Origin of the sequence: Chlamydia crocodili (genome assembly GCF_018343815.1) — a bacterium.
GTDB classification, from domain to species: domain Bacteria; phylum Chlamydiota; class Chlamydiia; order Chlamydiales; family Chlamydiaceae; genus Chlamydia; species Chlamydia crocodili.
The window spans coordinates 104,695-128,144 of the sequence record NZ_CP060791.1 but is presented as its reverse complement, the minus strand read 5'-3'; the positions used below and the strand labels follow the sequence as shown (position 1 = coordinate 128,144).

The window sequence follows — 23,450 nt, the reverse complement described above, 5'->3', positions numbered from 1 at the left end:
TATAACCACGTAGCAACTAGTTTGATTCACTTTTAACTTTATAGAAAGAAAAAAAGCAAACTACTCATTTCCCAGGATTAAGAAACTAAGTATAATCTATGTTTTCCATAAAATAGTATAATGTTAAGTATTTCAACATACAAATTAAGATCGAATCATGTATCTTATCTTGTGTAGCGAAGCGTGTCAGATATTGTTGAAGTCTTTCAAATTATTTTTGTATTAAGAGATCCATGTTAGCTACTAGGGTAAATAAGTTTTTGATTGGTTTGAGAAATTAGGGAAGTATGATCGCAAGAACGAAAATCATTTGTACTATAGGTCCAGCAACAAATACTCCAGAAATGCTTGAAAAGCTTTTAGATGCGGGTATGAATGTTGCCAGATTAAATTTTAGTCACGGTACTCATGAAAGTCATGGAGAGACAATTTGTCTTCTTAAGGAATTGCGAGAGAAGAAAGGTGCCCCTTTAGCGATTATGTTAGATACTAAAGGTCCAGAAATTCGTTTAGGAAAGATCCCAACGCCAATCAAAGTATCTCGAGGGCAAAAAATTACCTTAACAGGAAAAGAGATCGAGGGATCTGCGGAAGGTGGAATTACTCTACATCCTCAATGTGTTTTCCCTTATGTGCGTGAAGGTGCTGATGTCTTGATAGATGATGGATATATTCAAGCTGTTGTGACATCTGTTAGTGATGGTCAATTAGAATTAGAATTTATCAATTCTGGAGAATTGAAATCGCACAAGTCTTTAAGTATAAGAGAGATTGATTTAGCTCTTCCTTTTATGACGGATAAGGATATCAATGATCTTAAATTTGGGGTTGCTCAGGGCATTGATGTTATTGCTGCTTCTTTTGTTCGTTATGCTGAGGATATCGAAAGTATGAGGAAGTGCCTAGCAGATGCAGGGCGTTCAGATATGCCAATTATTGCTAAGATAGAAAATCGTTTAGGAGTAGAAAATTTTTCTCAGATTGCTAAAGTGTCGGATGGGATTATGATTGCTCGTGGAGATTTAGGGATTGAGCTCTCCGTTGTTGAAGTTCCTACTCTACAGAAGTTCATGGCGAAAGTATCCCGTGAAACGGGACGTTTTTGCATTACTGCTACACAAATGTTAGAATCTATGATTCGTAATGTTTTGCCTACACGTGCTGAGGTTTCTGACATTGCCAATGCTATTTATGATGGTACCTCTGCAGTAATGTTGTCAGGAGAGACTGCCTCGGGAAGTTATCCTGTGGCGGCTGTAAAAATTATGCGTTCTGTCATTCAAGAGACAGAAAAAAATCTCAATTACATGTCTTTCTTAGAACTTAATGATAGTGAATGTGCAGTTAAGGTATCTCCTTATCTTCAGTCTATAGGTTTATCAGGAATTCAAATTGCTGAGAAGGCTGATGCTAAAGCCATTATTGTTTATACAGAATCGGGGGGATCTCCGATTTTCCTTTCTAAGTATCGTCCGCGTTTTCCGATTATTGCTGTCACTCCAAATTTATCTGTGTACTATAGGCTTGCTTTAGAGTGGGGAGTGTATCCTATGCTTACGGAAGAGTCTGATCGCACAGTATGGAGACATCAGGCTTGTGTATATGGAATTGAACGAGGAATTTTATCAAATTACGATAAGATTTTAGTTTTAAGTCGTGGTGCTCAAATGAAGGATACCAATAACCTTACGTTGACAACGGTAAATGATATCATCACAGCATCAGGTAAATAAGCTGATGCTCTAATTTTATGTGGTAGTCGCAAAACGATTTCTTGCTTTAAAACATCCAGCAGATAGTGAAGCTGTAACAAGTGCTATTGCCAGGAGTACTGGTGTGAGAATATATTTACTAATGCCCCATAGAGTATCGGGAACGTGGATAGTTCCTGCGCATATTAATGAGAAAACAACAATTGCTGCTATTGCTAATATTGCAAATGCTAATGCTGAAATCAATGCAAGAATACGCTTGTTTTTCTGAGAGTCCTGACAAAAGCAAACACAGTTAAGAGTACACTCAAACGTAGATCCTAAACATTCTGTTAAGCACATAAGATTCTTTTAATTTAAAAATTGCAAAGAACATTTTCTCTTAAATCAAGAAAAAAATCAAAAAAATTTCTTTCGTTTCTTGTTAAGATTTTTTTGAGAATTTACTTAATGCCGTAATTAAAGATGCTTGGGGATGGGGTAATTTCTTCTCTAGTGCTTTTCGTGTGTAGAGAATCGAGGAGCCTGTTATTTTGAAATGTTTATGTAGAGTTGCTGGGAGTCCCGCAAGATCAAAAATAGCAGGGAAACTATTAGGGAAGTCGTAAAGAGCTGCAGGAGATGAGAATTCTTTTATAGTATATTGGGGAAGATAGTCTATAAGTATCTTCTCATTGGATTGATTTTCTAAAGCTAGTGTTAACAGAGCCCCTGAATAGAGATCAGCAAGATCAGTAAGAAATCTCTTATAGTTTTTAAGTTCTGCATAATTAGCAATAACGAGAATATGGCTGTAAGCGTGTCTCTTTTTCAGATTGCTAACGAGTTTTCGTTTCCATCGTTTATGCATCCACATCCATTGCTCAGGTTTGTGAGCGATGCCTTTTTCTAAGAATCTCATGAGATTGTTCATAAGCGAAGAAGTTGCTTCTTTAATGGGTAAAGATTTATCAGCGTAAAACTTCTTACTAGGAATAATAGTATATCCATTTTTATTGCGGAAAACCGATACAGCCATTACGGGTTTTCCTGTTTTATAGGCGAGTAGTGCTGGAGATGTTGTTGTGAATGCCTCATTTCCAAATAAAGGATAAGCATATGAGGATATGAGTAGTGCCTGATCTCCGACTATACCAATAACATGTCCTTGTTGTAGAGCTTGAAGTGCGGAATGTATCCCTTGTTTTGGAGAAACAATTTTTCCCTTAAAAGTCTCTCTTAGAGAAAAAATTTTTTTATTTAGTCGAATGTTTTTTATCGGTTTTGCAAAAGCTAAACCAGGATAATCTCTAGTAATATAAAGGAAAGGAAGTTCCCAGTTTGCCTGATGGCCGCAAAATAAAATGATTCCCTCGTTTTCACTTAATTTAGAAAACGTATCTTCTAATTCTTTTTGTGTAAGAACTTCATTATTACAGAACCCTTCAGGATGAGTTTCTGCAGTTGCTATGGAAATTAAACTATCTAGATTTCCAATCAGTCCTTCTACTGCCAATAGTTCTAAAACAGTGATCATGACATGCTGTATAGAATGCTTAGCAATGCGTTTTCTTTCTTTAAAAGGCTTATCAGGAAAAGCAAGAGCCAGATTTGTAAGTGCTGTTTTTCTGTAATCAGAGATTGTATAGAAAATGACAGTTCCTAAAGCTCTTCCACAACGACATAAAAGAGAGCGGGGAATATATTTAAAAATTCCGATTAACGTTATTCCTAAATAATAAACGAAGAAATCTATAATAGTTTGTTTGGCGCGACGTATGTTCTTTAACATAAATTAGGATCCCTACTCCATTTAGTATAACAGGAGATTGGGAACAAATGGGTACTATTTTCTTTATTTATGGTAGATCGAGCTCTTTCATAGTTGAAAGAGCTATTATCGACACTATAATAGCTTCGATAACTCTTCCAACTGTTTTTATAATTTTTATATTATTAATTACACAAACTTCTATTTGTGAACATCTAATACGTGGATCTAATGATCTACCATTCTTTTTTATGTAGCTTGGAGGTTTCTATAGGTTTTGAACGAATAATTACTTTGTTATGGGAAATCTCTGCTGAAAGATTTAATGGAGACCCATCTTTTCCGAATAACGATAGTTTCCTTAAATATTCGCGGAATCGATGACGTATTCCAGTTTCATCAATTAGAGCGAAGTCGTGGAGAATACCATGTTCTTGAGCCATGATAGCTTGAACAAAAGTATCTTCAAGAGTTTTTTCATCTATAAATTCTACAGCCCAGTTTACAGAATTATTCCCGTGAGGTGGAGCCATGACAATAGCCAGAGCGATATTATTTTTAACAACATCTAAGAAAAGCTTGCTAACATCTTTTGCATATAGGGGAATATCTATTTGGTAGATACCTTGATTAAGAATAATAGGATGGGAAGGTTCTAAAGTATAGGCCTGAGGATTGAAGATGTTACTATATTTTACAGGGAAGAAAAGCAAAACAGGAAGATTAAGATTTAAAGGAATAAATTCCTGTTTTAAAAAGAGTAAACGTAAGAAATCTGCTTGAGGGTCGTTGAGATTTTCATAGGTATTAGTATTGCCAAAAGGTATAAGAATTTTTTTCCATTCTTCAGGAATAGGGAAGATAATCTCATCGTGATTCCCTTGAGCTATACGATTTCTTTCTAATTCTTCGAAAGACACCTTATTCAAATTAAAAGTTAGTTCTAAACCTTGTTCCTTAAGGGCATTTACGTATTCCTTGGGACCACTGACTTTCTGGATAAGATACTTAGGCCAAACGTCTAAATACTCGTAGCCTTTAGGAGGACTGCCTACAGGAGTTGTGATTGTTACTGTAATGTCTTCAGTAACATATTGTGTCAGACGAATAAAAATATCATCAGCTGAGACACTTTGAATATCTCTACGAATATTTGTTTCACCATCAAGGCTAACAAGATTGTACTTATCAATAGCAGCTATCCAGCTTTCCGTATGTCCTGTAGCACTAATAACCACTTCTAGATTCGTCGGGCGAAGATCGTGGACGGTATTTTTATTTCCTGTGATAGTTAATGAAACTTTTTTATCTAATAGACCATTACTTTGTAATCCTAAGACTGTTTGATCGGGATCAAGATCAATAATACGTACGGGGACGTTATTTAAGGTGCGGGTAATGGTTACCGTTTGTCCGACGAGTACCCAAATAATAATGGCGAACCCTAAAGATACTACTTTTCTCAGCCAATTGCGCATGAAAAAACGAGAAAGGAAATCGATCATTTTTTCCAAATCCATGAGCTAAAGGGTTTGCGTTTTTGTTCTTTTAGAGTGAGGATACTTCTCAATACTGCTTTGAATCTGTCCATCTTCACTCCGCGTGTCAAAATCCCATCACGAGATAACGATACATAGCCATTTTCTTCAGATACAATGATAATTAATGCATCAGTACGTTGGCTTGCTCCTAAAGCTGCACGGTGACGTGTTCCCATGGAACGAGATAATTGTGTGGTATCGTGAGCCAAGGGGAGAACAACCCGCGCATAAGCTATCGTTTCTGCTCTAAGAACTACGGCCCCATCATGAAGAGGAGAAGAAGGTTCAAAAATAGTTTCTAAAAGTTCTTCTGAAAAATCGGCATTAATTTTTACTGAAGAGAAACTTAAAAATTCATCGAAGGAATCTTTGTTTTCAAGAACAACAAGAGCTCCAACCTGTCTCTCTGACATCTGATAGATGCATGAGGTAAGATGTTCAATAAATTGATCCTGTAAATCAATAACAAATTTTCTTCCATGAAATCGCACACGTGACAAGGCTAGGCGTATCTCTGGTTGGAAAATAATAAAAACAACAATAGCAGCGACATTAACAACATGTAGCATTAGTCGTCTGATTATAGGAAAGTGTAGCTTATCTGCTAAGACAAATAGAAACAGGAAGGCAAGCAAGCCGAAGACAACGTCCATGGCTCGAGTTCCCCAAAAGAACTTCAGAAGATAATTTAACACTACCCAAATCAGAATAATTTCTAATAAGGGAGTAGTATAGTAAGTAATATCTATGGGCATAGCTTTACTAGTTTCCTAGAATAGAATACTCGAAGAGATTCTCACCTTAAAGGCAAGCGACTGTTTTCTAAAAGAAGGTAATATAATACTGTAGCATATAGAGAAAAATGTTAACAGCAAAGTATTTTATAGTTGCAATAGTTTGTTATATACTTCACATTACAGCTTTTTTATTTGTTCTCGGATTTCTGGCGGACATATGGACACGGTGATTTTATCTAGAATACAGTTTGGTTTATTTATTGCTTTTCACTACTTATTTGTTCCTTTGAGTATGGGTCTCAGTATGATGCTTGTTTTGATGGAAGGCTTGTATTTAGTTACGAAGAAGAATATTTATAAACAGATGACTTGGTTTTGGATTGGTGTCTTTGCTTTAACGTTTGTTGTTGGTGTTGTCACTGGAATCATGCAAATTTTTTCTTTTGGATCAAATTGGTCAAGATTTTCTGAGTATACTGGAAATGTTTTCGGAACACTTTTAGGCAGTGAAGGTGTTTTTGCCTTTTTCTTAGAATCAGGATTTTTAGGTGTCTTGTTATTTGGACGTCATAAGGTTTCTAAGAAAATGCACTTCTTTTCTACTTGTATGGTAGCTTTAGGAGCTCATATGAGTGCTTTTTGGATTGTATGCGCGAATTCTTGGATGCAAACGCCTTCAGGTTATGAAATGGCTATGCACAATGGGCAGCTTGTTCCTACAATGACTTCATTTTGGCAAGTGGTTTTCTCTCCTTCAAGTATAGATCGTTATATTCACGTTGTGTTAGGGACTTGGTTGTCAGGAATTTTCCTCGTAATTAGTGTTAGTGCGTATTATTTACGCAAGCAACGTCATGTAGAATTTGCTCGTCAGGGATTAAAATTAGGTGCAATTACTGGGATTATCGTACTTATTTTACAATTGTGGTCTGCCGATGTCACAGCACGTGGTGTTGCTAAAAATCAGCCTGCAAAATTAGCGGCTTTTGAGGGTTTATTTAAAACTGAAGAATATAGCCCAATTTATCTATTTGGTTATGTTGATGTAAAGAATCAAAAAGTTATAGGCTTGCCTATTCCTGGAGGTCTTTCATTCTTAGTCCATAGAAATACTAAAACTCCCGTTGTTGGTTTGGATCAAATACCACAAGATGAGTGGCCTAATGTGCAGCTAGTTTTCCAATTCTATCACTTAATGGTTATGCTTTGGGGATTAATGGTTCTCCTCGCCATCATTGCTTGGTGTGCTTATAGGAAAAGACGCTGGGCGTTAAAATCCTTTATCTTATCTATACTCTCATTTTCTATTCTCTGCCCTGAAGTATGTAATGAAGTGGGTTGGTTTGCTGCAGAAATGGGGAGGCAGCCTTGGGTAGTTTACGGTTTATTAAAAACCAGTGATGCTGTTTCTCCTATAATACGTGGAGGTCAGGTTGTTCAAACTCTTATTTTATTTAGTTTAGTGTTTGTTTGTCTCTTATCTTTATTCCTCTTTCTTTTATGGAAGAAAATACAACGAGGACCCGATCAAAACGATCTTAATGAGGTGGAAGTATGATCATGGATTTTTCTTTAGCTTCAATGTTGCCGATAGCTTGGTATGTTATATTAGTAGTTGCAGTATTTGCTTACTCCTTGGGAGATGGTTTTGATCTAGGTTTAAGTGCGATTTACTTTATGTCTCGTGCTGATAATGAGCGACGTACACTACTTAATTCTATAGGGCCTGTTTGGGATGGTAATGAAGTGTGGCTAATTATTATTTTTGGCGGGCTTTTTGCAGGATTTCCACCGGCTTATGGTGCACTATTATCAATTTTTTACATGCCAATATGGACATTAGTTTTACTTTATATCTTCCGAGGATGTTCTTTAGAATTTCGTAGTAAGGCAGAATCTACAAAGTGGAAAGCGTTCTGGGATATTGTTTTTTGTATATCAGGAATCGCTATTAGCTTTTTCTTAGGAGTTTTGGTAGGGAATATGATTTTAGGACTGCCTATATCTCCTACAACTCCTTATTCTTCTTTATCTTGGGTGCTATTTTTCCGTCCTTATACATTACTATGCGGTGCTCTCGTTGTTAGTGCTTTTGCAATTCATGGAGCTACTTTTGTTTTAATGAAGACTACAGGAGAGTTGCAACAGCGGATCATTAAGCGTTTTTCTTATGTTTTGTCCGCATTTTTAGTTATTTATCTCCTTTTAATCGGTGCTACTCTTGCTATGATACCGCAGATAAAAGGATACTCTTTTCAGGTAGGAAGTTTTACGGGAGTTCCTACATATCCGGTATTGATATTGTTGCTCGCTATGACTTTGGGAAGTTGTCTAGCAACTAAAACTTGTATATCCAGAAAACGCTACGGCTGTGCTTTTCTTTATTCGTCATTGAATTTACTTCTATTGATACTATCAACGGTAACTTTAATTTTTCCGAATATTCTATTTTCTACTGTAGATCCTGAGCATAGCTATACTATTTATAATACAGCAGCAAGTACGAAAACATTGCAGAGTCTTTTGGTAATCGTACTTGTAGGTTTACCATTTATTATAGCTTATGGAGTCTACATCTATCGTGTTTTCAGAGGTAAAACCGATTTTCCTTCTGTGTATTAGAAAGTTTTAGAGATGACTTGTTTTTGCTCATTACAAAAACTCTAAAATTTTTATAACATGCTTCCTATTTTTTATTTTTAGGTTGCATTTATGTGGAAATTCTGGATTTTTTTACTCATATTTTCTCCGCTGAGTTTATGTTCTGGAGAATATAAGCCTTATGAGGAGCTGTGGCTATCTTCTGAAAATAGCATTTCGAGTTCCTCTACAATTGTCGAAACCTCTAGCAAACTTCTTGTTGTTTGGCAAGAGAGCGGCAAGCTTATAGGAAGGTATTGTGATCGGGGATTATGGTCGGAACCTAGCGAGATTTTCCCTCAAGAATCCGCGAGTTTTTCTAAACCTGTATTGGTAAGAATTAGCTCTCAAGAAATATGGTTGTTTTATAGAAAGCAACTTTTTGGAGAGAGCGTGAGTCATCCTTATCTAGCTTTTTCTTTTAATGCAGGAAAAAATTGGTCTGAACACAGACTCTTACCTCCTGGATTAGAGGGAACAACAAGAAATCCTCCTTATGTGGATAGAATAAGAAATCAAATATATATTCCCTCATATAGTATCTATGGGATGCTAACAGATCAAGAGCTTGTAGGAGCTTCCTGGGTAGAAATTTATAATTTCTGTTCTCGATCTTGGGAAGGACGTTTTGGTCCTATTTTAGGAAAGACTGGGAATCAAGTTCCTATAGAACCTGCCATTGTATCTTTAGCTTCAAACAAGTTGGCACTTTTTTGTAGAAATGCTTCTGTGGAAGAGAATTATATTTGCATGTCAATATCTACAAATCGTGGAATTTCTTGGTCAAAATTAAAGAACCTTCCTTGGCGAAGTTATAATAGTAGTATTGCTGTTCAATCGGGGAGAAACGGGAGATTATTTCTTTTTGCTAATAGTGCTCCTGATGGAGATGGGCTAACATGCTTTCCTTCTTATAATGAAGGATTAACTTGGAATCATCCTAAACTTATTGATGCGAATTATAGCATAGATCCTTGTGCGTATTTAGATAAACAAGGATACATGCATATTGTTTATACTGGTAAGGATGTTTCGGGTAATCAGCGTATTAAATACTATAGAGTTGAGGAAGAGGCTCTGCTTTTAAATTGTCCTGAATATTGGATCACGGACAATTCCAAAGAGAGCATAAGAAAATAGTCTAAGAAATAACTTCTTTAATATTGATTATATAATAAGCTGGAAAAGCAAAATGGTTATTTGGACGAGGTAAGCATTCTACAGAAACTCTCTTTCCTAACCATTTTTCTAAGTCTATTTTTGTTGCATAGACAAAAGCTATAGTATTTTCCTTGTCTTTAAGCAAATAATCGCCTGGATTGTTTTTTACAACATGGGGATAAACTTCAAGCTCTCCAACAAAAGTTTGTTTTTTCTTTTTCTCTTCTTCATAGAAAGCATCTTGAGTAAGCTTTTTAGCATTTTCTTGCGGCTGCATGCTTGCCCAAATTTTAAATAAGGAATATTCAAGACTTTCTCTTCCTTGAGTTTTTGGAGAGGTCTTAATTACTGTTTGCTTACGGATATGTCGCGATAATAAAGATCCGGTAGTTACAGGTTTTTCCGTACTATAGAAAGTATCGGAAGAACTGGATGCTTGTTGTTTTCCGATTGCCTTATCTTGATTTGCTAGGGATTTTGAAAGATAAGAATCCTGAATCTCCTCTAAGGCTTTTTGTATTAACGGCTGCAAACCAGGGACGTCATTGAATTCTTCAGATTGTACAAGATTGACTTTTTTATAAATTGCTTCTAAGTCGATGGAATCCAAAGTTTTTTTCAACTCATCTTGAGCGAATTTCACGGCAGAATCTAGTAAATCTAAAGCGATTTTTTTTTGGCCTTCTCTATGTTTATAAAGATCTATAGAACCTTTTTGAGAAACAAAATTTTTAGCAACATAGAAAGCACATTGACTGGGTAGAGCAATCTCTAACCATTTTCCTTGTGGCTGACTCGATGTCGCTTGAATTTCCGTGCCTCGGGATAAACGTACAAGTACGGGGGCTGACGTCGAAGGTTCTAACCTTACATTTACTTGTTCACCTTCAATTATGTTGTCCAAAACAAACGTGCGGAATACATAGCCTTTGAGTCCTTCAGGAGCAGCAACGATATAATAGTCTTTGTTCTCACCAATAACGGCAATATAATCGCCTTTGGAGAGTTCTTTGATAATAGAGCTGTCTACATGCGGAGCTAGACGCAACCGCACACGATTTCCTTTAATTTCTCCTGTAAATGGAGAAAAAGAAGACTTGTCCATTTGCGCAACAGGTGTCTTTGATACGGAAGGAGCAGCATGTAAACTTACTGAACTTATTCCTGACCCGATGGTAAACAAAAGCATAGAAATCGATAGCGTTCGCATGCTTTACTCCTACAATGTGTTCACATTAGAAATCGATACAAGGATGTGACCTAGTCCTCTAGGGGAAGCGACCCCTAGAAAAAAGAATTATATCGACTGCAGTGAAAAAGTCAATTATCTTACCAATCGAGTAACTCGACTAAGAGTTAAGTATAGAGAACTGCTTTTACATGTTCACAATTTAACTTACCGCACGTACAACCAATAGGCGTCCCTAGATATACACTAAACTGCTCACTCGGGTTTAACGGATCGGTAACAAGATACAATTTATTTCCACTCGGGCTAATGTCCCATGTACGGAAAGATAAATCTTCTTCCGAAACAGTGGCGTCTTCTTCTTCACTAATTACTCTACCAATTTGGCAATGCATACAATTGCAATGAGGCTCTGCTTTAGGGAGAAGATTTGGATTATTTCCCGCCAGAGTGCGAATCACCATAACCATTTTTTCTAAGATATCCGCAGGTGCATCGGGATGGTCCTTATGTTCCGGAGTGTGTTGTAGGATCATTTCCATGGGACTAGTTCCAGAAAATAGCGGAGACATTAGACCTTTATGTGAAAACATTTGTACGTCTGTATCTTTAGATAGTTGCTGAAGTACATTCATGAGCATACCTAGCTTATCATCTTCACGACCGGATTCGTCTCGAATTATTTGAGAAGTTTCTAGATGGAGGAGGTGCTCTTGGAAAGCAATATCAATAATTGATTGATCTAAATTAGGGATAGAGATGATCTTCCCGTCAATTAAATGTAGTTTGAGGGTGGCCTGCCCTTTAACTTCTCCTTCTTGCGATTCAATAAAGGCTATTTGATTCCATCGTGCAGAAATATAGGGAGGAATGCAAATCAATTGGTCATTAATTTTCACTTTCATGGCCATCTCCAGTGGTAACTCTACTGTTATTGCTTAACGTCATTGTAGGGGAGCGCTGTTTTTTTGACAATCGAATTAGCAGTTGATATCGTCGATTGCTAAATTTAACCTAACTTCTTGAAGATGTTAAGCAGTTTTCCTTTTTAGAAGAATAAGAATAGAGTTTTTTTTACTTAGAATTATATAAAAGGGTCAAGAAGTTTCTAATAAAATTTTGTCAATACAAGCACAGATTTTCTCAGTATTTGTTTTAAGTATTTTCGTCATTTTATTAGGAAGAATATTGGCAAATATAAAATGTCTTGATTAGGGTTGGAGCCCTGTTTCATTAGGAGTTAGCTGAATGAAGAAAACAATGGTCATTGATACGAGTGTGTTTATTTATGATCCTGAGGCCCTATCATCTTTTGAGGATACACGAATTATCATTCCTTTTACTGTAATTGAGGAGTTGGAAGCATTTGCTAAAGATCGTGACGAATCAGCAAAAAATGCTTCACGAGCTTTGAGTAATATCCGTTTGTTACTCGAACGTTCCGGCAATCACTCCGAGGGGATATCTCTTCCTAATGGTAGTGAATTACGTATAGAAGTATCTTCCATTGCTAACTTAGCTAATGATGAGAAACGTCGAAAACTACTCACGTTAGAGCTACTTCAAGTGATAGCGCAACGAGAGCCGATGATTTTTGTAACAAAGAGTCTAGGACGTAGAGTTCGAGCTGAAGCCTTGGGGATAGAAGCTCGGGATTATGAAAATAAAAGATTTTCTTTTAGATCTTTATACCGTGGTTATCGTGAATTAATTGTACCTACATCTGATGTGGAGAGCTTTTATACAAATGGATATTTAGACATTCCTTTAGATTTAGATATAGATCCATCGCCTAATGAATATTTTTTTATTTCAGCAGGAGAAAATTATTTTGCTCTCGGCCGTTATCATGAAGGTGAAGGAAGAATTGTTTCTTTAAAATCTCTTCCAGATAAGATTTGGGGAATAAAACCTTTAAATACTGAACAAAAGTGTGCTTTAGATCTTCTTTTGCGCGATGATATAAAATTAGTTACCCTTATGGGACAAGCAGGATCAGGGAAAACTGTTTTAGCTTTAGCTGCGGCTATGCATCAGGTATTTGATAAAGGGAATTATAATAAGTTACTAGTGAGTCGTCCTATCATTCCGATGGGAAAAGATATTGGATTCCTTCCTGGAGTTAAGGAAGAAAAGCTTTTACACTGGATGCAGCCTATCTACGATAACATGGAATTCCTTTTTAATATTAGTGGTATGGGAGATTTTTCAGAGGTCTTACAATCTTTAATGGAAGCTAAAAAATTAGAGATGGAAGCTCTGACATATATTCGTGGAAGGTCCTTACCAAAAGTGTTTATGATTATCGATGAAGCGCAGAACCTTACACCTCACGAGATTAAAACCATCATTTCTCGTGCAGGGAAAGGCACGAAAATTGTTCTTACAGGTGATCCTACACAAATCGATAGCCCATACTTTGATGAAAATTCCAATGGACTTACCTATTTAGTAGGTAAATTTCACCATTTATCTCTTTATGGTCATATGTTCATGACACGTACGGAACGTTCCGAACTTGCTGCTGCTGCTGCAACTATTTTATAGTTTAGTGGTTTAGCCTAGGAAATCATAGATTTCTTCTTGAGCAGATTTTGGAGGGAACATGGGTTGTTTCTTGGGATCAATATCGGCAGATGTTGGTGTGATATCACCGCAGACTCTTTTAAAGTAATTGATTATCACTCGAAGAACTTTCAGAACTACTTGACAAATAGTTAGAAGACCTTTGATTCCAAAAATTTCTAACCAGGCATCCTTGCGAATCGTGGGTAACGCTTCATTGATTTCGAGACAAGGGGAAATAGTACATACTTTACTATAACCTCCTGTTGGAAGAAGCAAAGCAGTTTCAATATCGGAAATTCCTAATAACGCACGTACTCCTGTTAGAGTACTAAAAATTGGTAAATAGCTCAGGAAAGATTCAAAACATGAACGATACAACGGATTCTGAACAACATGTTGCTTATTTTGTTCAAAATAATGATCTAGTTGCCCAGTTGATGTGTGCTGGTGATTTATTATTAAAACTGTGTCTTGTGTAATTCTCATGCTTTGCTCAAGCTTGCTATTGTGGGATTTAGAGAAAAACTATAATGCAAAAATAAGTTTCCGGACAAATTCTGATTGAAATCCTTGTACATTTCAAGAAATTATTTACTGATTCGATAAAGAATGGGTTAAAGTTGGAGTGTGGCTTGAGAAAAATTAAAAATATGGAGGTGGAGAGACTCGAACTCTCGTCCTTAGTAAACTCCCTGCTAACCTCTACATGCTTAGTCCCTAGTAGTATTACATTGAATTTCCTCAGCTAAGAACATCTATGGAAACCAACGACTCTCAATAATCTCGAAAAAACCTTCTTGAGAATTAGAGAAGGTAAATTCCAACCAGATAGATGACGGTACTTCACAAACCTCTGGTGGAGTCTATGAGCACCGGGTTATCTAGAGGTTATCTAAATAACAACTTTTGCTAATTAAGCAGCTAGTCTTTCCTCAATGAGGTCAGAGAAACTGATAATTTCGCATTCAGCCTTAGGTTCGGCATTTATTGTTTTGTCGGCTTTTTAGGAGGCCAGCCAACGCCCTCCGCATGCAATTAACACTTCATTTCCAAGTCGAAACCTATACACCCCCAGAGTATATTTTAAATTTTTCTTCGCTTTTGTGCAACTCAAGTATCTCTCTATTTTAAATGTTGTCAAGAGAAGGAGAATTTTTCTCAAATTCTAGGGTAATGTGGACGAAAACCAGAAAAATCTTTATTTTGAGAGTGATTTTACATCTATACGTACTTAACGGCTAAAGCATGAATACGGAAGGCGAAGGGAGCAAGGAAAGTCTTGCTAACAGAGAAGAGAAAATATTGGATTTTTGGAAAACAAATCATATTTTTCAAAAATCCTTAAAAAACAGAGAAGGCAAAACTCTGTATTCTTTTTATGATGGCCCGCCGTTTGCTACGGGTCTACCCCATTATGGTCACCTCCTTGCAGGGACAATTAAGGATGTTGTCGGACGTTTTGCTACTATGGATGGATATTATGTTCCTAGGCGTTTTGGATGGGACTGTCACGGTGTTCCTGTAGAATATGAGGTAGAAAAATCTTTAGATCTTACTACTCCCGGGGCTATTGAAGACTTTGGGATTGCCAAGTTTAATGAGGAATGTCGGAAGATTGTTTTTCGTTACGTCGATGAGTGGGAACACTATGTAAATCGCTTGGGACGTTGGGTAGACTTTTCTGCTACGTGGAAGACAATGGATGCTTCATTTATGGAAAGTGTCTGGTGGGTATTTCGTTCTCTTTATGATCAGGGCCTAGTTTATGAAGGTGTGAAGGTGGTTCCTTTCTCTACGAAATTAGGTACACCTTTATCTAACTTTGAAGCAGGTCAAAATTATAAAGAAGTAGATGATCCTTCTGTAGTTATCAAGTTTGCTTTGCAAGGAGATCCTGCATCTTTATTAGTATGGACAACAACACCATGGACATTAGTATCTAATATGGCAGCTGCGGTGGGTCCTGAAATTACTTATGTACGTGTTGCGGATAAGGTTTCCAAAGAGGAATGGATCTTAGGCCAAGGGTGTTTATCCCGATGGTTTTCAGACCCGGATTCATATGAAATTTTAGAAAGTTTTTTAGGGACAGCTTTAGTAGGGAAAAGCTATGAACCACCCTTTAGCTTTTTTGAACATAAACGTGCAGAAGGAGCTTACAAAATTCTTTCTGGCTCATTTGTAGAAGAGAGTGAAGGTACAGGGGTTGTACACATGGCTCCTGCATTTGGTGAAGCGGACTTCTTTGTATGTAAAGAACACCATGTACCTATAGTGTGTCCTGTGGATAATCACGGATGCTTTACGGAAGAAATTCCTGAGTATCAGGGCCAATACATTAAGAATTGTGATAAGGGAATTATTAGATCTTTAAAAAATCTAGGAAAGGTTTTTTATCACGGGACTATAATGCACCGTTATCCTTTCTGTTGGAGAACAGATACCCCATTAATTTACAAAACAGTGAACTCTTGGTTTGTTTCTGTTGAGAAGATCAAGGATAAGATGTTGCGAGCTAATCAGAAGATACATTGGGTGCCTGAACATATCAAAGAAGGGCGTTTCGGTAAGTGGTTAGACGGTGCTAGAGATTGGGCAATTAGTAGGAATCGTTATTGGGGAACTCCTATTCCTATTTGGAAAAGTAAAGACGGGGAAATCTTAGTTATAGGCTCTGTAAAAGAGCTTGAAGAGCTTACTGGGGAGAAGATTTCTGATTTGCATTGTCATTTTATTGACCAATTAAAAGTTGAAAAAGATGGGAAGACTTTTCAAAGAGTTCCTTATGTATTTGACTGTTGGTTTGATTCAGGCGCTATGCCTTATGCGCAAAATCATTATCCTTTTGAAAATCAGAAGGAGACTGAAGCTGGGTTTCCTGCAGATTTTATAGCAGAAGGTTTAGATCAGACGCGAGGATGGTTTTATACTCTCACTGTGATTTCTTCTGCCTTATTTGATCAACCAGCATTTAAAAATGCGATAGTTAACGGTATTGTTTTAGCTGAAGATGGAAATAAGATGTCTAAAAGGCTAAATAACTATCCTAGTCCTATGGGAATTATGAATACCTACGGAGCTGATGCTCTAAGATTGTATTTGTTAGACAGCGTTGTTGTTAAGGCTGAGGATTTGCGGTTTTCAGATAAGGGTGTTGAATCTATTCTTAAACAAATTCTCCTACCTTTAACAAATGTGTTATCTTTTTTCAAAACTTATACAGATCTGTATGGTTTCGATGCTAATAATTACGATAAGGAAGAGATAACCTATACCGAGATCGATAGATGGATTCTTTCTAATCTCTATACTGTTGTTGGTAAAGTTCGTGAGAGTATGAGCTCTTATAATTTAAATACTGCTGTAAATCCTTTTGTTACTTTTATTGACGATCTAACAAATTGGTATATTCGTCGTTGTCGTAGACGTTTTTGGGAATCTGAAGATACTCCAGATAGAAGAGCAGCTTTTGCTACACTTTATGAAGTGCTTACTGTTTTCTGTAGAGTAATCGCTCCTTTTATCCCATTTATATCTGAAGATATTTACCAACAGATCAAAACTGAACATTCTCAAGAGTCTGTACATCTTTGTGATTTCCCTCATATAGATCTTGCTAAAGTATTTCCAGATTTGGAACAACGCATGAGCGATGCTCGAGAGATTGTAGGTCTAGGGCATTCTCTACGTAAGGAACATAAGTTAAAAGTACGTCAACCCTTAGCGAATTTTTATATAGTAGGTCCTAAAGATCGTTTAGATGAGTTGACTTCTTTTGAGCAACTCATCGCAGAAGAACTCAATGTAAAAAATATCGTATTTTATAAAGAGACGCCAAGCTTTGTAAAAACGACTGTGAAACCTAATTTTCGTTCTCTAGGTAGGAAGGTTGGTGAGAAGATAAAGGACGTGCAAAGAGCGCTGAGCTCTCTTTCTCAAGGGCAAATACAACAGTTGCTAAAACAACAATTTATTCTTCTTGATTTGGGTTTGGAAGAAATTACTTTGGGTATAGATGATGTATTAATTTCTTGGGAAACAGATCCAGGATATGTTGCTCGAAGTTCTTCGTTATTTACTGTGGTTCTTGATTGTCAGTTAACTGAAGATTTGATCATTGAGGCAATTTCTAGAGAATTAGTAAATAAAATTAATACAATGCGTCGCAATCATAAGTTGCATGTTTCTGATCGTATTCTTCTGCAAATAAATACGTCAGAAGACGTTAAAAAGGCATTTCTTCATTATGAAGATTACATTTGCGAAGAGACGTTGACTATTGGATTCGAATTTAAAGATACTGTTGAGGGAGAAGAGTGGGATATTAATGGACATCCTACATGTATTGCTCTTACATTAGCTCCCAAAGTAAACTAAGGTTCTGAAATTTCTTCAAAGAAGATTCTCTACAAAATAGAGAGTCTTCTTTATTTCTTCTTGTCATTTTTTGGAAATAGACGGCGATGTCTTTGGTAATACATATATCCAAAGATATAAACGAAGAATCCTAAAGCTAGGCTATTAACTAAATATCCAGGTAATGTGGTTGGAGCGGGAACATTTTTTAAATGTCCAAAATGTCCCAAAGGCCAGAAAATCCATAAGGGTGATCCTAAAAGATTTTCTATAGGAACAAAGCCAAATTCACGGCTATCAGCACTCATAGGATAATTATCTCCTAAAACTAGAACATGACCTTCAGGAATTTGTATTCCAAAATTATGAATGAATCTTGAGAATTGTTCTAGATCTTGTGGAGGAGGGCCTCTATCAATAAAACCTATATAAGGGCGATCTTCTGAAGATGCTTCTTGCTTTGTTTTTTCAGATTCTATGAACTTTTGTAAGGCGGGATCATTTTTAATGAAGATAGGAGAATCCATAACATAGAGATTCCCTTGGTTATAAAATGCATAACGACTTGGCAAAGGGTTGTATTTGGGATTTTTTGGAATAAAGAAAGAGCTAAAATTAATACCGCAGTTAAATAGATCAATTACCTGACTATCATTTAGTTGCATTAATGCGTGCGTTGGTTTTAGCTTATAACGCATACCCCCAAAACCTATTTTATAAGCTTCTCCCTTAGAATATTCGTAACAACCGTTATCCACTCCTGGAAAAGGTAGGGCAAAGAGTTTTGCCGTATCCTCTGATCCTCTCGCAAATGGTTGGTACTTGTAAGCAACGCCATCGGAAATAACAAATCGTGATGTATTAAGATTATTCCTAATAAGATGAATATGCTCTTGCCTTAGGGGAAGAAGCGTCTTCATAGGTTGTATAGTAGGAATTATTTGGTTGTTATAGTGTTGAAGATGGGGCGTAGGGTAAGAAACGTTTGGAGTGTGACAAATTTCTAAATAGGTTTGAGCTATTGGATTTGGAATAGTATGACATAGACTGGCTTGTTTATGAGTAAGAATACGTACCATAGCATAGTTGCCCATGCCAAAAAGATCGGAATAACTAACAGGAGATGTGTGGGGAGTTTTCAACGCGTTAGGGATATCATTATGCCAAGAACCATTGTGAAAAAATTTGCCGTAAGGGCCTTCCTGAGGTAATGAAATCTTACCACAAGGTTGGTTCATTTGTTTAAATAATGCTATAGTTTTTTCATTATTTATAATTTCTGTAGAGCCGTCGAAAGATATGTAGGGGACGTGATAGAGATTCTCAAGACCAAAATCATTAGGGAAATGAATAACCGCCCCATCTTTATCAAGACCGTAAATTTTTCCTCCGTAAAAATAGAGAATATCACCGGGTTTCCCCATACAACGCTTAATATAACGTTTTTTCCCGGGAATGAATCCAAAGTACTTTGTATCAGAATTTGGAATGGGAAGATCGCCAACAGTGAAAACTATAAGTCCACCACGAGTAATGGCTTCAGGACGTAATCCCCATGGTTTTTTCTCAAAAGGGAAGTGTAGACCGAAAGTTGTTTTGGAAACAATCATCCGATCTTGTTCTAAAATCGTTGGGCGCATAGACCCAGTAGGAACTTCATAAAGCTCAAACCAAAATTGACGAATAAGAAAAGCAACTACAGCGGCAAAAAGAATAGCTTTAGTAAGCTCCCAAGATTTCTTTGCAAAAGAAGCGGGATAGCATTTACTGAATCTCTGAGCCTGCTCTGCAAGTTGACTAGCTGTTTCTTGATCTTGTTGAAAGATAGCTTCTTCGAGTTGTTCTAGTAATATTTGTAATTCTTTTTGAGAGTCGGGATGTTGAGAAAGTTTTTTGCTTTTAAGTAACTTATAAGTCGAGTGCAGTATTTGACGACTTTTATTTAAGGAATACCGATGTCTCATGAAGATGCCTAGTGAAACCCTTAATTTCTTTCTGAGTTTGAGAGTCCTCATTTAAATGAGGGTTCGAAAAGGGCGTTCCCCTAATCGAAATAGTGGCTATATTTAGCGCACCTGAAATAGACAAAAGTTTTGCTGCATATTTTAATTGTAACATTAAAAATTAAAATATGGGCATTTAACAAAAGCCTTGACCGCTATTTTACTGTATCAGATTTTTCAATCAAAAATATTTTCTAGATAAGTTTAAAAATTTCGTATTTTTTAAGACTTAATCTATAAAAATGTCTAGAAACCACTTTGAAATAGGTTTGCCCATCCGGTTTATTCTTTAATCTCGGGAAGAGTATAAGAGTAGGGAGATATAGCTTCGTGACCCACATCAATAGTTCTTAAAACAACTGTCCCTTTTGGGGTTTCTATGCTAGTCCATAAGGGGAAAACAGAGATTTCACAAGCTGTGAAATACATGAGTACATTTTTTCCTGATAAAACGGATGAATCTTTAGGCCAACTCGCGCACCAAGCTTGAGCAGGCATTTTAAGAGAATGATTTCCCTCTATAGTAATTCTAGGTGACCACGGATCGCGGTTTTTACCCTGTCTTTTTATTAAATGATCAGGTGCTTCATTTAAAGAAAGTTGTAAGAGTGTAGAGAAAATAGGAAGATCTTCTGATTGCAAGCGCCGTAGTTGCTGAGTTTTTGGATTCAAACAAAAGATATGAGTATCTTTTTTTGATAGAGATATTAAAAAAACTCTTCTGGGGGAATGTAAATTGTTAATTAAGTTTTTCCATGGTGTATTTTGTACCAAGGTTCGATCTTGCTGAGATAAGTGTGGGAATTCTGTCATTTCTATCCATACAATGTTGGAAGACACAGATTTTACAAATAAAAAAAACTTTTGAACTCCCTTGCTGAAAACAGCGTAGTCCCCAGTTCGCGCACGAAAAATATTTTGTTTTAAAGAGAGGGGAGTTTCAGTGAAGGCAGAAAACGGATAGAGGAAAATTGCTAAAATAAAAAGTCTCTGAAACAGAGGTGATAAGCGTATTTTTTCTTGCTTTTTCATAAGGTATTTCTGTACACTTTTCCTTTAGTATTTCATGATGTTATTTCCCACATACCATAAGATGGTGATTTTGGAGTTGTCAATATGAAAAAGAACACTCATCCCGAATATAACAAAGTTTTATTTGTAGATTCTTCTACAGGATATAAATTTGTTTGCGGATCTACATATCAGAGCGATAAGACGGAAGTTTATGAAGGACAAGAGTATCCTGTATGCTACGTCAGTGTGTCCTCCTCTTCACATCCTTTCTTCACAGGAAGTAAGAGATTAGTGGATGCCGAAGGCCGGGTAGATAAGTTCTTGAAACGTTACAGCAATGCAAAACCTGCGCAACCTGCTCAAGCTTCTGTAGAAGAACAGCCTGTTGCTAAAGCTAAGAAAAAAACTTCCATAAAGAAAAAGAAATAGTCTTTTCTATTAAATTCTAATCTTTTTGTATAAACACGTTATCATTCTCTTTGATCTAGGAGATATTGAAACGTGTTTTTTTATTTAATGTTTCATTCGGAAATATTTATATCCCTTTAGTATATATTTTTGTCTTCCAATAGTTGTTGGAATGTTTTTTTCGTTTGCAGTGACTCATATTGACAGGATATGATAAAACATTGACTCATGATGTTGACCACAAGGTGATTGAAAATCTTCTTGTGTTAATAATGTTCTCTATGCCCTACAGAGCGTTAACTTGTTCTCTAATTTTCAATAATTGCGATATTGAAGAAGGAAACTTGTAAAACTTCAATGGGTAAAGAATTTGAAAAGTTAACTTAAAAGCTCCTCGGTATTCAATTCGAGAAGTATGTCAGGAACTCTTGATTGAGAAGTAATTCATGGAAAAAAAGATTTTAGAGTATTTGAAGCGTCTAGAGGAAGTGGAAGTTAAAATCTCTAACCCAGAAATTTTTGAAAATCCTAAAGAGTATAGTAGCTTGAGTAAGGAGCATGCGCGTCTTTCTGAATTAAAGAACGTATATGATAAGGTTTTAGGACAGGAAAAAGTTCTCAATGATGATAGAGAAGCATTAGTTCAAGAAAAAGATCCTGAAATGATCGCTATGTTAGAAGAGGGTATTCAATCAGGAAAAGTTGAAATTGATAAACTGTATAAAGTTTTAGAGAATCTATTAGTCCCACCAGATCCAGATGATGATTTAAATGTTATTATGGAATTGCGTGCGGGTACTGGTGGAGACGAGGCAGCTCTTTTCGTCGGAGACTGTGTCCGGATGTATCATCTGTATGCATCTTCAAAAGATTGGAAATATGAAGTCCTTTCTTCTTCTGAGTCTGATATTGGCGGGTATAAAGAATATGTAATGGGTATATCGGGAACAGGAGTAAAACGTTTACTACAGTATGAAGCTGGAACACATCGCGTGCAAAGAGTTCCTGAGACTGAAACGCAAGGTCGTGTGCATACTTCTGCAATTACTGTTGCTGTATTGCCAGAGCCTGCAGAAGACGATGACGAAGTCTTTATTGATGAGAAAGATTTAAAAATAGATACCTTTAGGGCTTCTGGGGCAGGGGGTCAGCACGTAAACGTTACTGATTCTGCAGTTCGAATCACTCATATACCCACAGGTGTTGTTGTTACTTGTCAAGACGAGCGTAGTCAACATAAGAATAAAGCCAAGGCTATGCGTATTTTAAAGGCAAGAATACGGGATGCAGAAATGCAGCGACGCCATAAAGAAGCTTCCGCTATGCGCTCAGCTCAAGTGGGTAGTGGAGATCGTTCGGAAAGAATACGTACGTATAATTTTTCACAAAATCGCGTGACTGATCATAGGATAGGTCTTACTCTTTATAACTTAGATAGAGTTATGGAAGGGGATTTAGATGCTATCACTTCTGCTTTAGTTAGTCATGCTTATCATCAGCTCTTGCAACATAATGGAAACGAAGAGACTTCTTAAAGAGGCTGCTGCATATTTAAAGTATCGGGGTGTAGCTTTTCCTGATAGAGAGGCTGCAGATATTTTAATGGACTTTCTTGGAATTAGTTCCAGGACACAATTAGCCACTATTCTATTAGATGAGGATCTTATCCCAATTTATTGGAGTCGCATTCAAAAAAGATCCAGACGTTATCCAACAGCATATATTCATGGTAGTGTGAATTTTTTGGGTCTGAATTTGGAAGTGGATTCTCGTGTCCTTATCCCTAGAATGGAAACAGAATTATTGGCCGAACTGATTATAAAATATTTAAGCAAACATCCTCATATTCAAACATTTTATGATGTTTGTTGTGGAAGTGGTTGTTTGGGATTATCTATAAAAAAATATTGCCCCAATATTAAAGTTATTCTTTCAGATATTTGCCCAAAAGCAGTCACTGTAGCTAAGACAAATGCATTTAAAAATAATTTAAATATTGAAATCTTTAATGGGGACTTATTTTCTCCGTATTCTTGCCCTGGAGATGCTTTTGTTTGTAATCCTCCCTATCTTTCTTTCGATGAGATCTTACGTACGGATCCCGAGGTTCGTTGTCATGAGCCGTGGAAAGCTTTAGCTGGAGGCAATTCTGGATTAGAATTTTATGAACGAATTGCTAATGAGCTGAATAGTATTTTGTCCCCTAGAGGCGTCGGTTGGCTGGAAATTGGCTATAAGCAAGGGAATGCTGTAAAAAGAATTTTTGCAAATCAAGGTATCTCAGGAAGTATACATCAAGATCTCTCGGGATGCGATAGGTTTTTTTTTCTTGAAAATCATGCAAGCGATACTGTATCCTCATGAGATTATT

General features: G+C 36.6%; 18 protein-coding genes and 1 other RNA gene. 9 read left to right on the top strand and 10 right to left on the bottom strand.

Features of this window, described 5'->3' with window-relative positions:
• Positions 1–287: 287 nt before the first annotated feature.
• Positions 288–1,733: a pyruvate kinase gene (pyk, locus tag H9Q19_RS00575; protein WP_213241209.1), complete on the top strand. Its 1,446-nt coding sequence runs from the start codon at positions 288–290 to the stop codon at positions 1,731–1,733.
• 15 nt (positions 1,734–1,748) lie between these two features.
• Here the strand turns inward: pyk and H9Q19_RS00570 are convergent, their stop codons facing one another.
• The 4 genes from H9Q19_RS00570 to cdaA form a co-directional block, all read right to left on the bottom strand.
• Positions 1,749–2,054 (bottom strand): hypothetical protein, encoded by a 306-nt coding sequence (locus H9Q19_RS00570; protein ID WP_213241207.1) that lies wholly within the window; start codon positions 2,052–2,054, stop codon positions 1,749–1,751.
• 82 nt (positions 2,055–2,136) lie between these two features.
• Positions 2,137–3,483, bottom strand: a complete 1,347-nt coding sequence (locus H9Q19_RS00565; protein ID WP_213241205.1) for an LpxL/LpxP family acyltransferase — start codon at positions 3,481–3,483, stop codon at positions 2,137–2,139.
• Positions 3,484–3,698: 215 nt separating this feature from the next.
• Entirely contained in the window at positions 3,699–4,982 is a 1,284-nt protein-coding gene (locus H9Q19_RS00560) for a CdaR family protein (protein ID WP_213241203.1), read from the bottom strand.
• Complete coding sequence (gene cdaA, locus H9Q19_RS00555; protein WP_213241201.1) at positions 4,964–5,758, bottom strand: diadenylate cyclase CdaA; 795 nt, start codon at positions 5,756–5,758, stop codon at positions 4,964–4,966. Before cdaA ends, H9Q19_RS00560 begins: the two co-directional genes overlap by 19 nt.
• A 199-nt stretch (positions 5,759–5,957) precedes the next feature.
• Here cdaA and H9Q19_RS00550 point away from each other — a divergent pair, with 199 nt between their 5' ends.
• From H9Q19_RS00550 to H9Q19_RS00540, 3 genes are all read left to right on the top strand, one after another.
• Positions 5,958–7,298: a cytochrome ubiquinol oxidase subunit I gene (locus H9Q19_RS00550; protein ID WP_213241199.1), complete on the top strand. Its 1,341-nt coding sequence runs from the start codon at positions 5,958–5,960 to the stop codon at positions 7,296–7,298.
• Positions 7,299–7,300: 2 nt separating this feature from the next.
• Positions 7,301–8,362 (top strand): cytochrome d ubiquinol oxidase subunit II, encoded by a 1,062-nt coding sequence (gene cydB / locus H9Q19_RS00545; protein WP_213242013.1) that lies wholly within the window; start codon positions 7,301–7,303, stop codon positions 8,360–8,362.
• Positions 8,363–8,452: 90 nt separating this feature from the next.
• Complete coding sequence (locus H9Q19_RS00540) at positions 8,453–9,520, top strand: exo-alpha-sialidase (protein ID WP_213241197.1); 1,068 nt, start codon at positions 8,453–8,455, stop codon at positions 9,518–9,520.
• A gap of 1 nt (position 9,521) precedes the next feature.
• On the opposite strand, the gene H9Q19_RS00535 is transcribed toward H9Q19_RS00540, so the two are convergent.
• Entirely contained in the window at positions 9,522–10,751 is a 1,230-nt protein-coding gene (locus H9Q19_RS00535; RefSeq protein WP_213241195.1) for an SH3 domain-containing protein, read from the bottom strand.
• A 146-nt stretch (positions 10,752–10,897) separates the two neighbouring features.
• Positions 10,898–11,635, bottom strand: a complete 738-nt coding sequence (locus tag H9Q19_RS00530) for a hypothetical protein (RefSeq protein ID WP_213241193.1) — start codon at positions 11,633–11,635, stop codon at positions 10,898–10,900.
• Between the two features lie 343 nt (positions 11,636–11,978).
• Here H9Q19_RS00530 and H9Q19_RS00525 point away from each other — a divergent pair, with 343 nt between their 5' ends.
• Positions 11,979–13,277 carry a PhoH family protein gene (locus H9Q19_RS00525; RefSeq protein ID WP_213241191.1) on the top strand — a complete coding sequence of 433 codons (1,299 nt, stop codon included), beginning with the start codon at positions 11,979–11,981 and terminating at the stop codon, positions 13,275–13,277.
• Positions 13,278–13,286: 9 nt separating this feature from the next.
• Here H9Q19_RS00525 and H9Q19_RS00520 read toward each other — a convergent pair whose 3' ends face one another.
• Together H9Q19_RS00520 and ssrA are read right to left on the bottom strand one after the other, a co-directional pair.
• On the bottom strand, positions 13,287–13,784 hold the full coding sequence (locus H9Q19_RS00520) for a hypothetical protein (RefSeq protein WP_213241189.1): 498 nt from the start codon (positions 13,782–13,784) through the stop codon (positions 13,287–13,289).
• Between the two features lie 162 nt (positions 13,785–13,946).
• Positions 13,947–14,371: a transfer-messenger RNA gene (gene ssrA / locus H9Q19_RS00515) on the bottom strand.
• 172 nt (positions 14,372–14,543) lie between these two features.
• Here ssrA and ileS point away from each other — a divergent pair.
• Entirely contained in the window at positions 14,544–17,675 is a 3,132-nt protein-coding gene (gene ileS, locus H9Q19_RS00510; protein ID WP_213241187.1) for an isoleucine--tRNA ligase, read from the top strand.
• Positions 17,676–17,725: 50 nt separating this feature from the next.
• On the opposite strand, the gene lepB is transcribed toward ileS, so the two are convergent.
• Together lepB and H9Q19_RS00500 are read right to left on the bottom strand one after the other, a co-directional pair.
• The gene (lepB, locus tag H9Q19_RS00505; RefSeq protein WP_213241185.1) at positions 17,726–19,618 is read right to left on the bottom strand and encodes a signal peptidase I; all 1,893 of its coding nucleotides are present in this window, start codon (positions 19,616–19,618) and stop codon (positions 17,726–17,728) included.
• A 321-nt stretch (positions 19,619–19,939) separates the two neighbouring features.
• The gene (locus H9Q19_RS00500) at positions 19,940–20,689 is read right to left on the bottom strand and encodes a hypothetical protein (RefSeq protein ID WP_213241182.1); all 750 of its coding nucleotides are present in this window, start codon (positions 20,687–20,689) and stop codon (positions 19,940–19,942) included.
• A gap of 84 nt (positions 20,690–20,773) precedes the next feature.
• On the opposite strand from H9Q19_RS00500, the gene H9Q19_RS00495 reads away from it, so the two are divergent.
• The 3 genes from H9Q19_RS00495 (at position 20,774) to prmC (ending at position 23,443) form a co-directional block, all read left to right on the top strand.
• Positions 20,774–21,100, top strand: coding sequence for a type B 50S ribosomal protein L31 (locus H9Q19_RS00495; RefSeq protein ID WP_213241180.1), 327 nt, complete (start codon positions 20,774–20,776; stop codon positions 21,098–21,100).
• 425 nt (positions 21,101–21,525) lie between these two features.
• Positions 21,526–22,614 (top strand): peptide chain release factor 1, encoded by a 1,089-nt coding sequence (gene prfA / locus H9Q19_RS00490; protein WP_213241179.1) that lies wholly within the window; start codon positions 21,526–21,528, stop codon positions 22,612–22,614.
• On the top strand, positions 22,592–23,443 hold the full coding sequence (gene prmC, locus H9Q19_RS00485) for a peptide chain release factor N(5)-glutamine methyltransferase (RefSeq protein WP_213241177.1): 852 nt from the start codon (positions 22,592–22,594) through the stop codon (positions 23,441–23,443). The genes prfA and prmC overlap by 23 nt, the downstream gene beginning before the upstream one ends.
• Positions 23,444–23,450: the final 7 nt, after the last annotated feature.

What these genes read in the sequence shown, in the direction of transcription:
- prfA (WP_213241179.1), top strand. Translation starts at nt 21,526, where the DNA reads ATGGAAAAAAAGATTTTAGAGTATTTGAAGCGTCTAGAGGAAGTGGAA.
- cydB (WP_213242013.1), top strand. Translation starts at nt 7,301, where the DNA reads ATGGATTTTTCTTTAGCTTCAATGTTGCCGATAGCTTGGTATGTTATA.
- H9Q19_RS00560 (WP_213241203.1), bottom strand. Translation starts at nt 4,982, where the DNA reads ATGGATTTGGAAAAAATGATCGATTTCCTTTCTCGTTTTTTCATGCGC.
- ileS (WP_213241187.1), top strand. Translation starts at nt 14,544, where the DNA reads ATGAATACGGAAGGCGAAGGGAGCAAGGAAAGTCTTGCTAACAGAGAA.
- lepB (WP_213241185.1), bottom strand. Translation starts at nt 19,618, where the DNA reads ATGAGACATCGGTATTCCTTAAATAAAAGTCGTCAAATACTGCACTCG.
- H9Q19_RS00540 (WP_213241197.1), top strand. Translation starts at nt 8,453, where the DNA reads ATGTGGAAATTCTGGATTTTTTTACTCATATTTTCTCCGCTGAGTTTA.
- H9Q19_RS00550 (WP_213241199.1), top strand. Translation starts at nt 5,958, where the DNA reads ATGGACACGGTGATTTTATCTAGAATACAGTTTGGTTTATTTATTGCT.
- H9Q19_RS00525 (WP_213241191.1), top strand. Translation starts at nt 11,979, where the DNA reads ATGAAGAAAACAATGGTCATTGATACGAGTGTGTTTATTTATGATCCT.
- H9Q19_RS00570 (WP_213241207.1), bottom strand. Translation starts at nt 2,054, where the DNA reads ATGTGCTTAACAGAATGTTTAGGATCTACGTTTGAGTGTACTCTTAAC.
- H9Q19_RS00500 (WP_213241182.1), bottom strand. Translation starts at nt 20,689, where the DNA reads ATGAAAAAGCAAGAAAAAATACGCTTATCACCTCTGTTTCAGAGACTT.
- cdaA (WP_213241201.1), bottom strand. Translation starts at nt 5,758, where the DNA reads ATGCCCATAGATATTACTTACTATACTACTCCCTTATTAGAAATTATT.
- H9Q19_RS00530 (WP_213241193.1), bottom strand. Translation starts at nt 11,635, where the DNA reads ATGAAAGTGAAAATTAATGACCAATTGATTTGCATTCCTCCCTATATT.
- prmC (WP_213241177.1), top strand. Translation starts at nt 22,592, where the DNA reads ATGGAAACGAAGAGACTTCTTAAAGAGGCTGCTGCATATTTAAAGTAT.
- H9Q19_RS00535 (WP_213241195.1), bottom strand. Translation starts at nt 10,751, where the DNA reads ATGCGAACGCTATCGATTTCTATGCTTTTGTTTACCATCGGGTCAGGA.
- H9Q19_RS00495 (WP_213241180.1), top strand. Translation starts at nt 20,774, where the DNA reads ATGAAAAAGAACACTCATCCCGAATATAACAAAGTTTTATTTGTAGAT.
- H9Q19_RS00565 (WP_213241205.1), bottom strand. Translation starts at nt 3,483, where the DNA reads ATGTTAAAGAACATACGTCGCGCCAAACAAACTATTATAGATTTCTTC.
- H9Q19_RS00520 (WP_213241189.1), bottom strand. Translation starts at nt 13,784, where the DNA reads ATGAGAATTACACAAGACACAGTTTTAATAATAAATCACCAGCACACA.
- pyk (WP_213241209.1), top strand. Translation starts at nt 288, where the DNA reads ATGATCGCAAGAACGAAAATCATTTGTACTATAGGTCCAGCAACAAAT.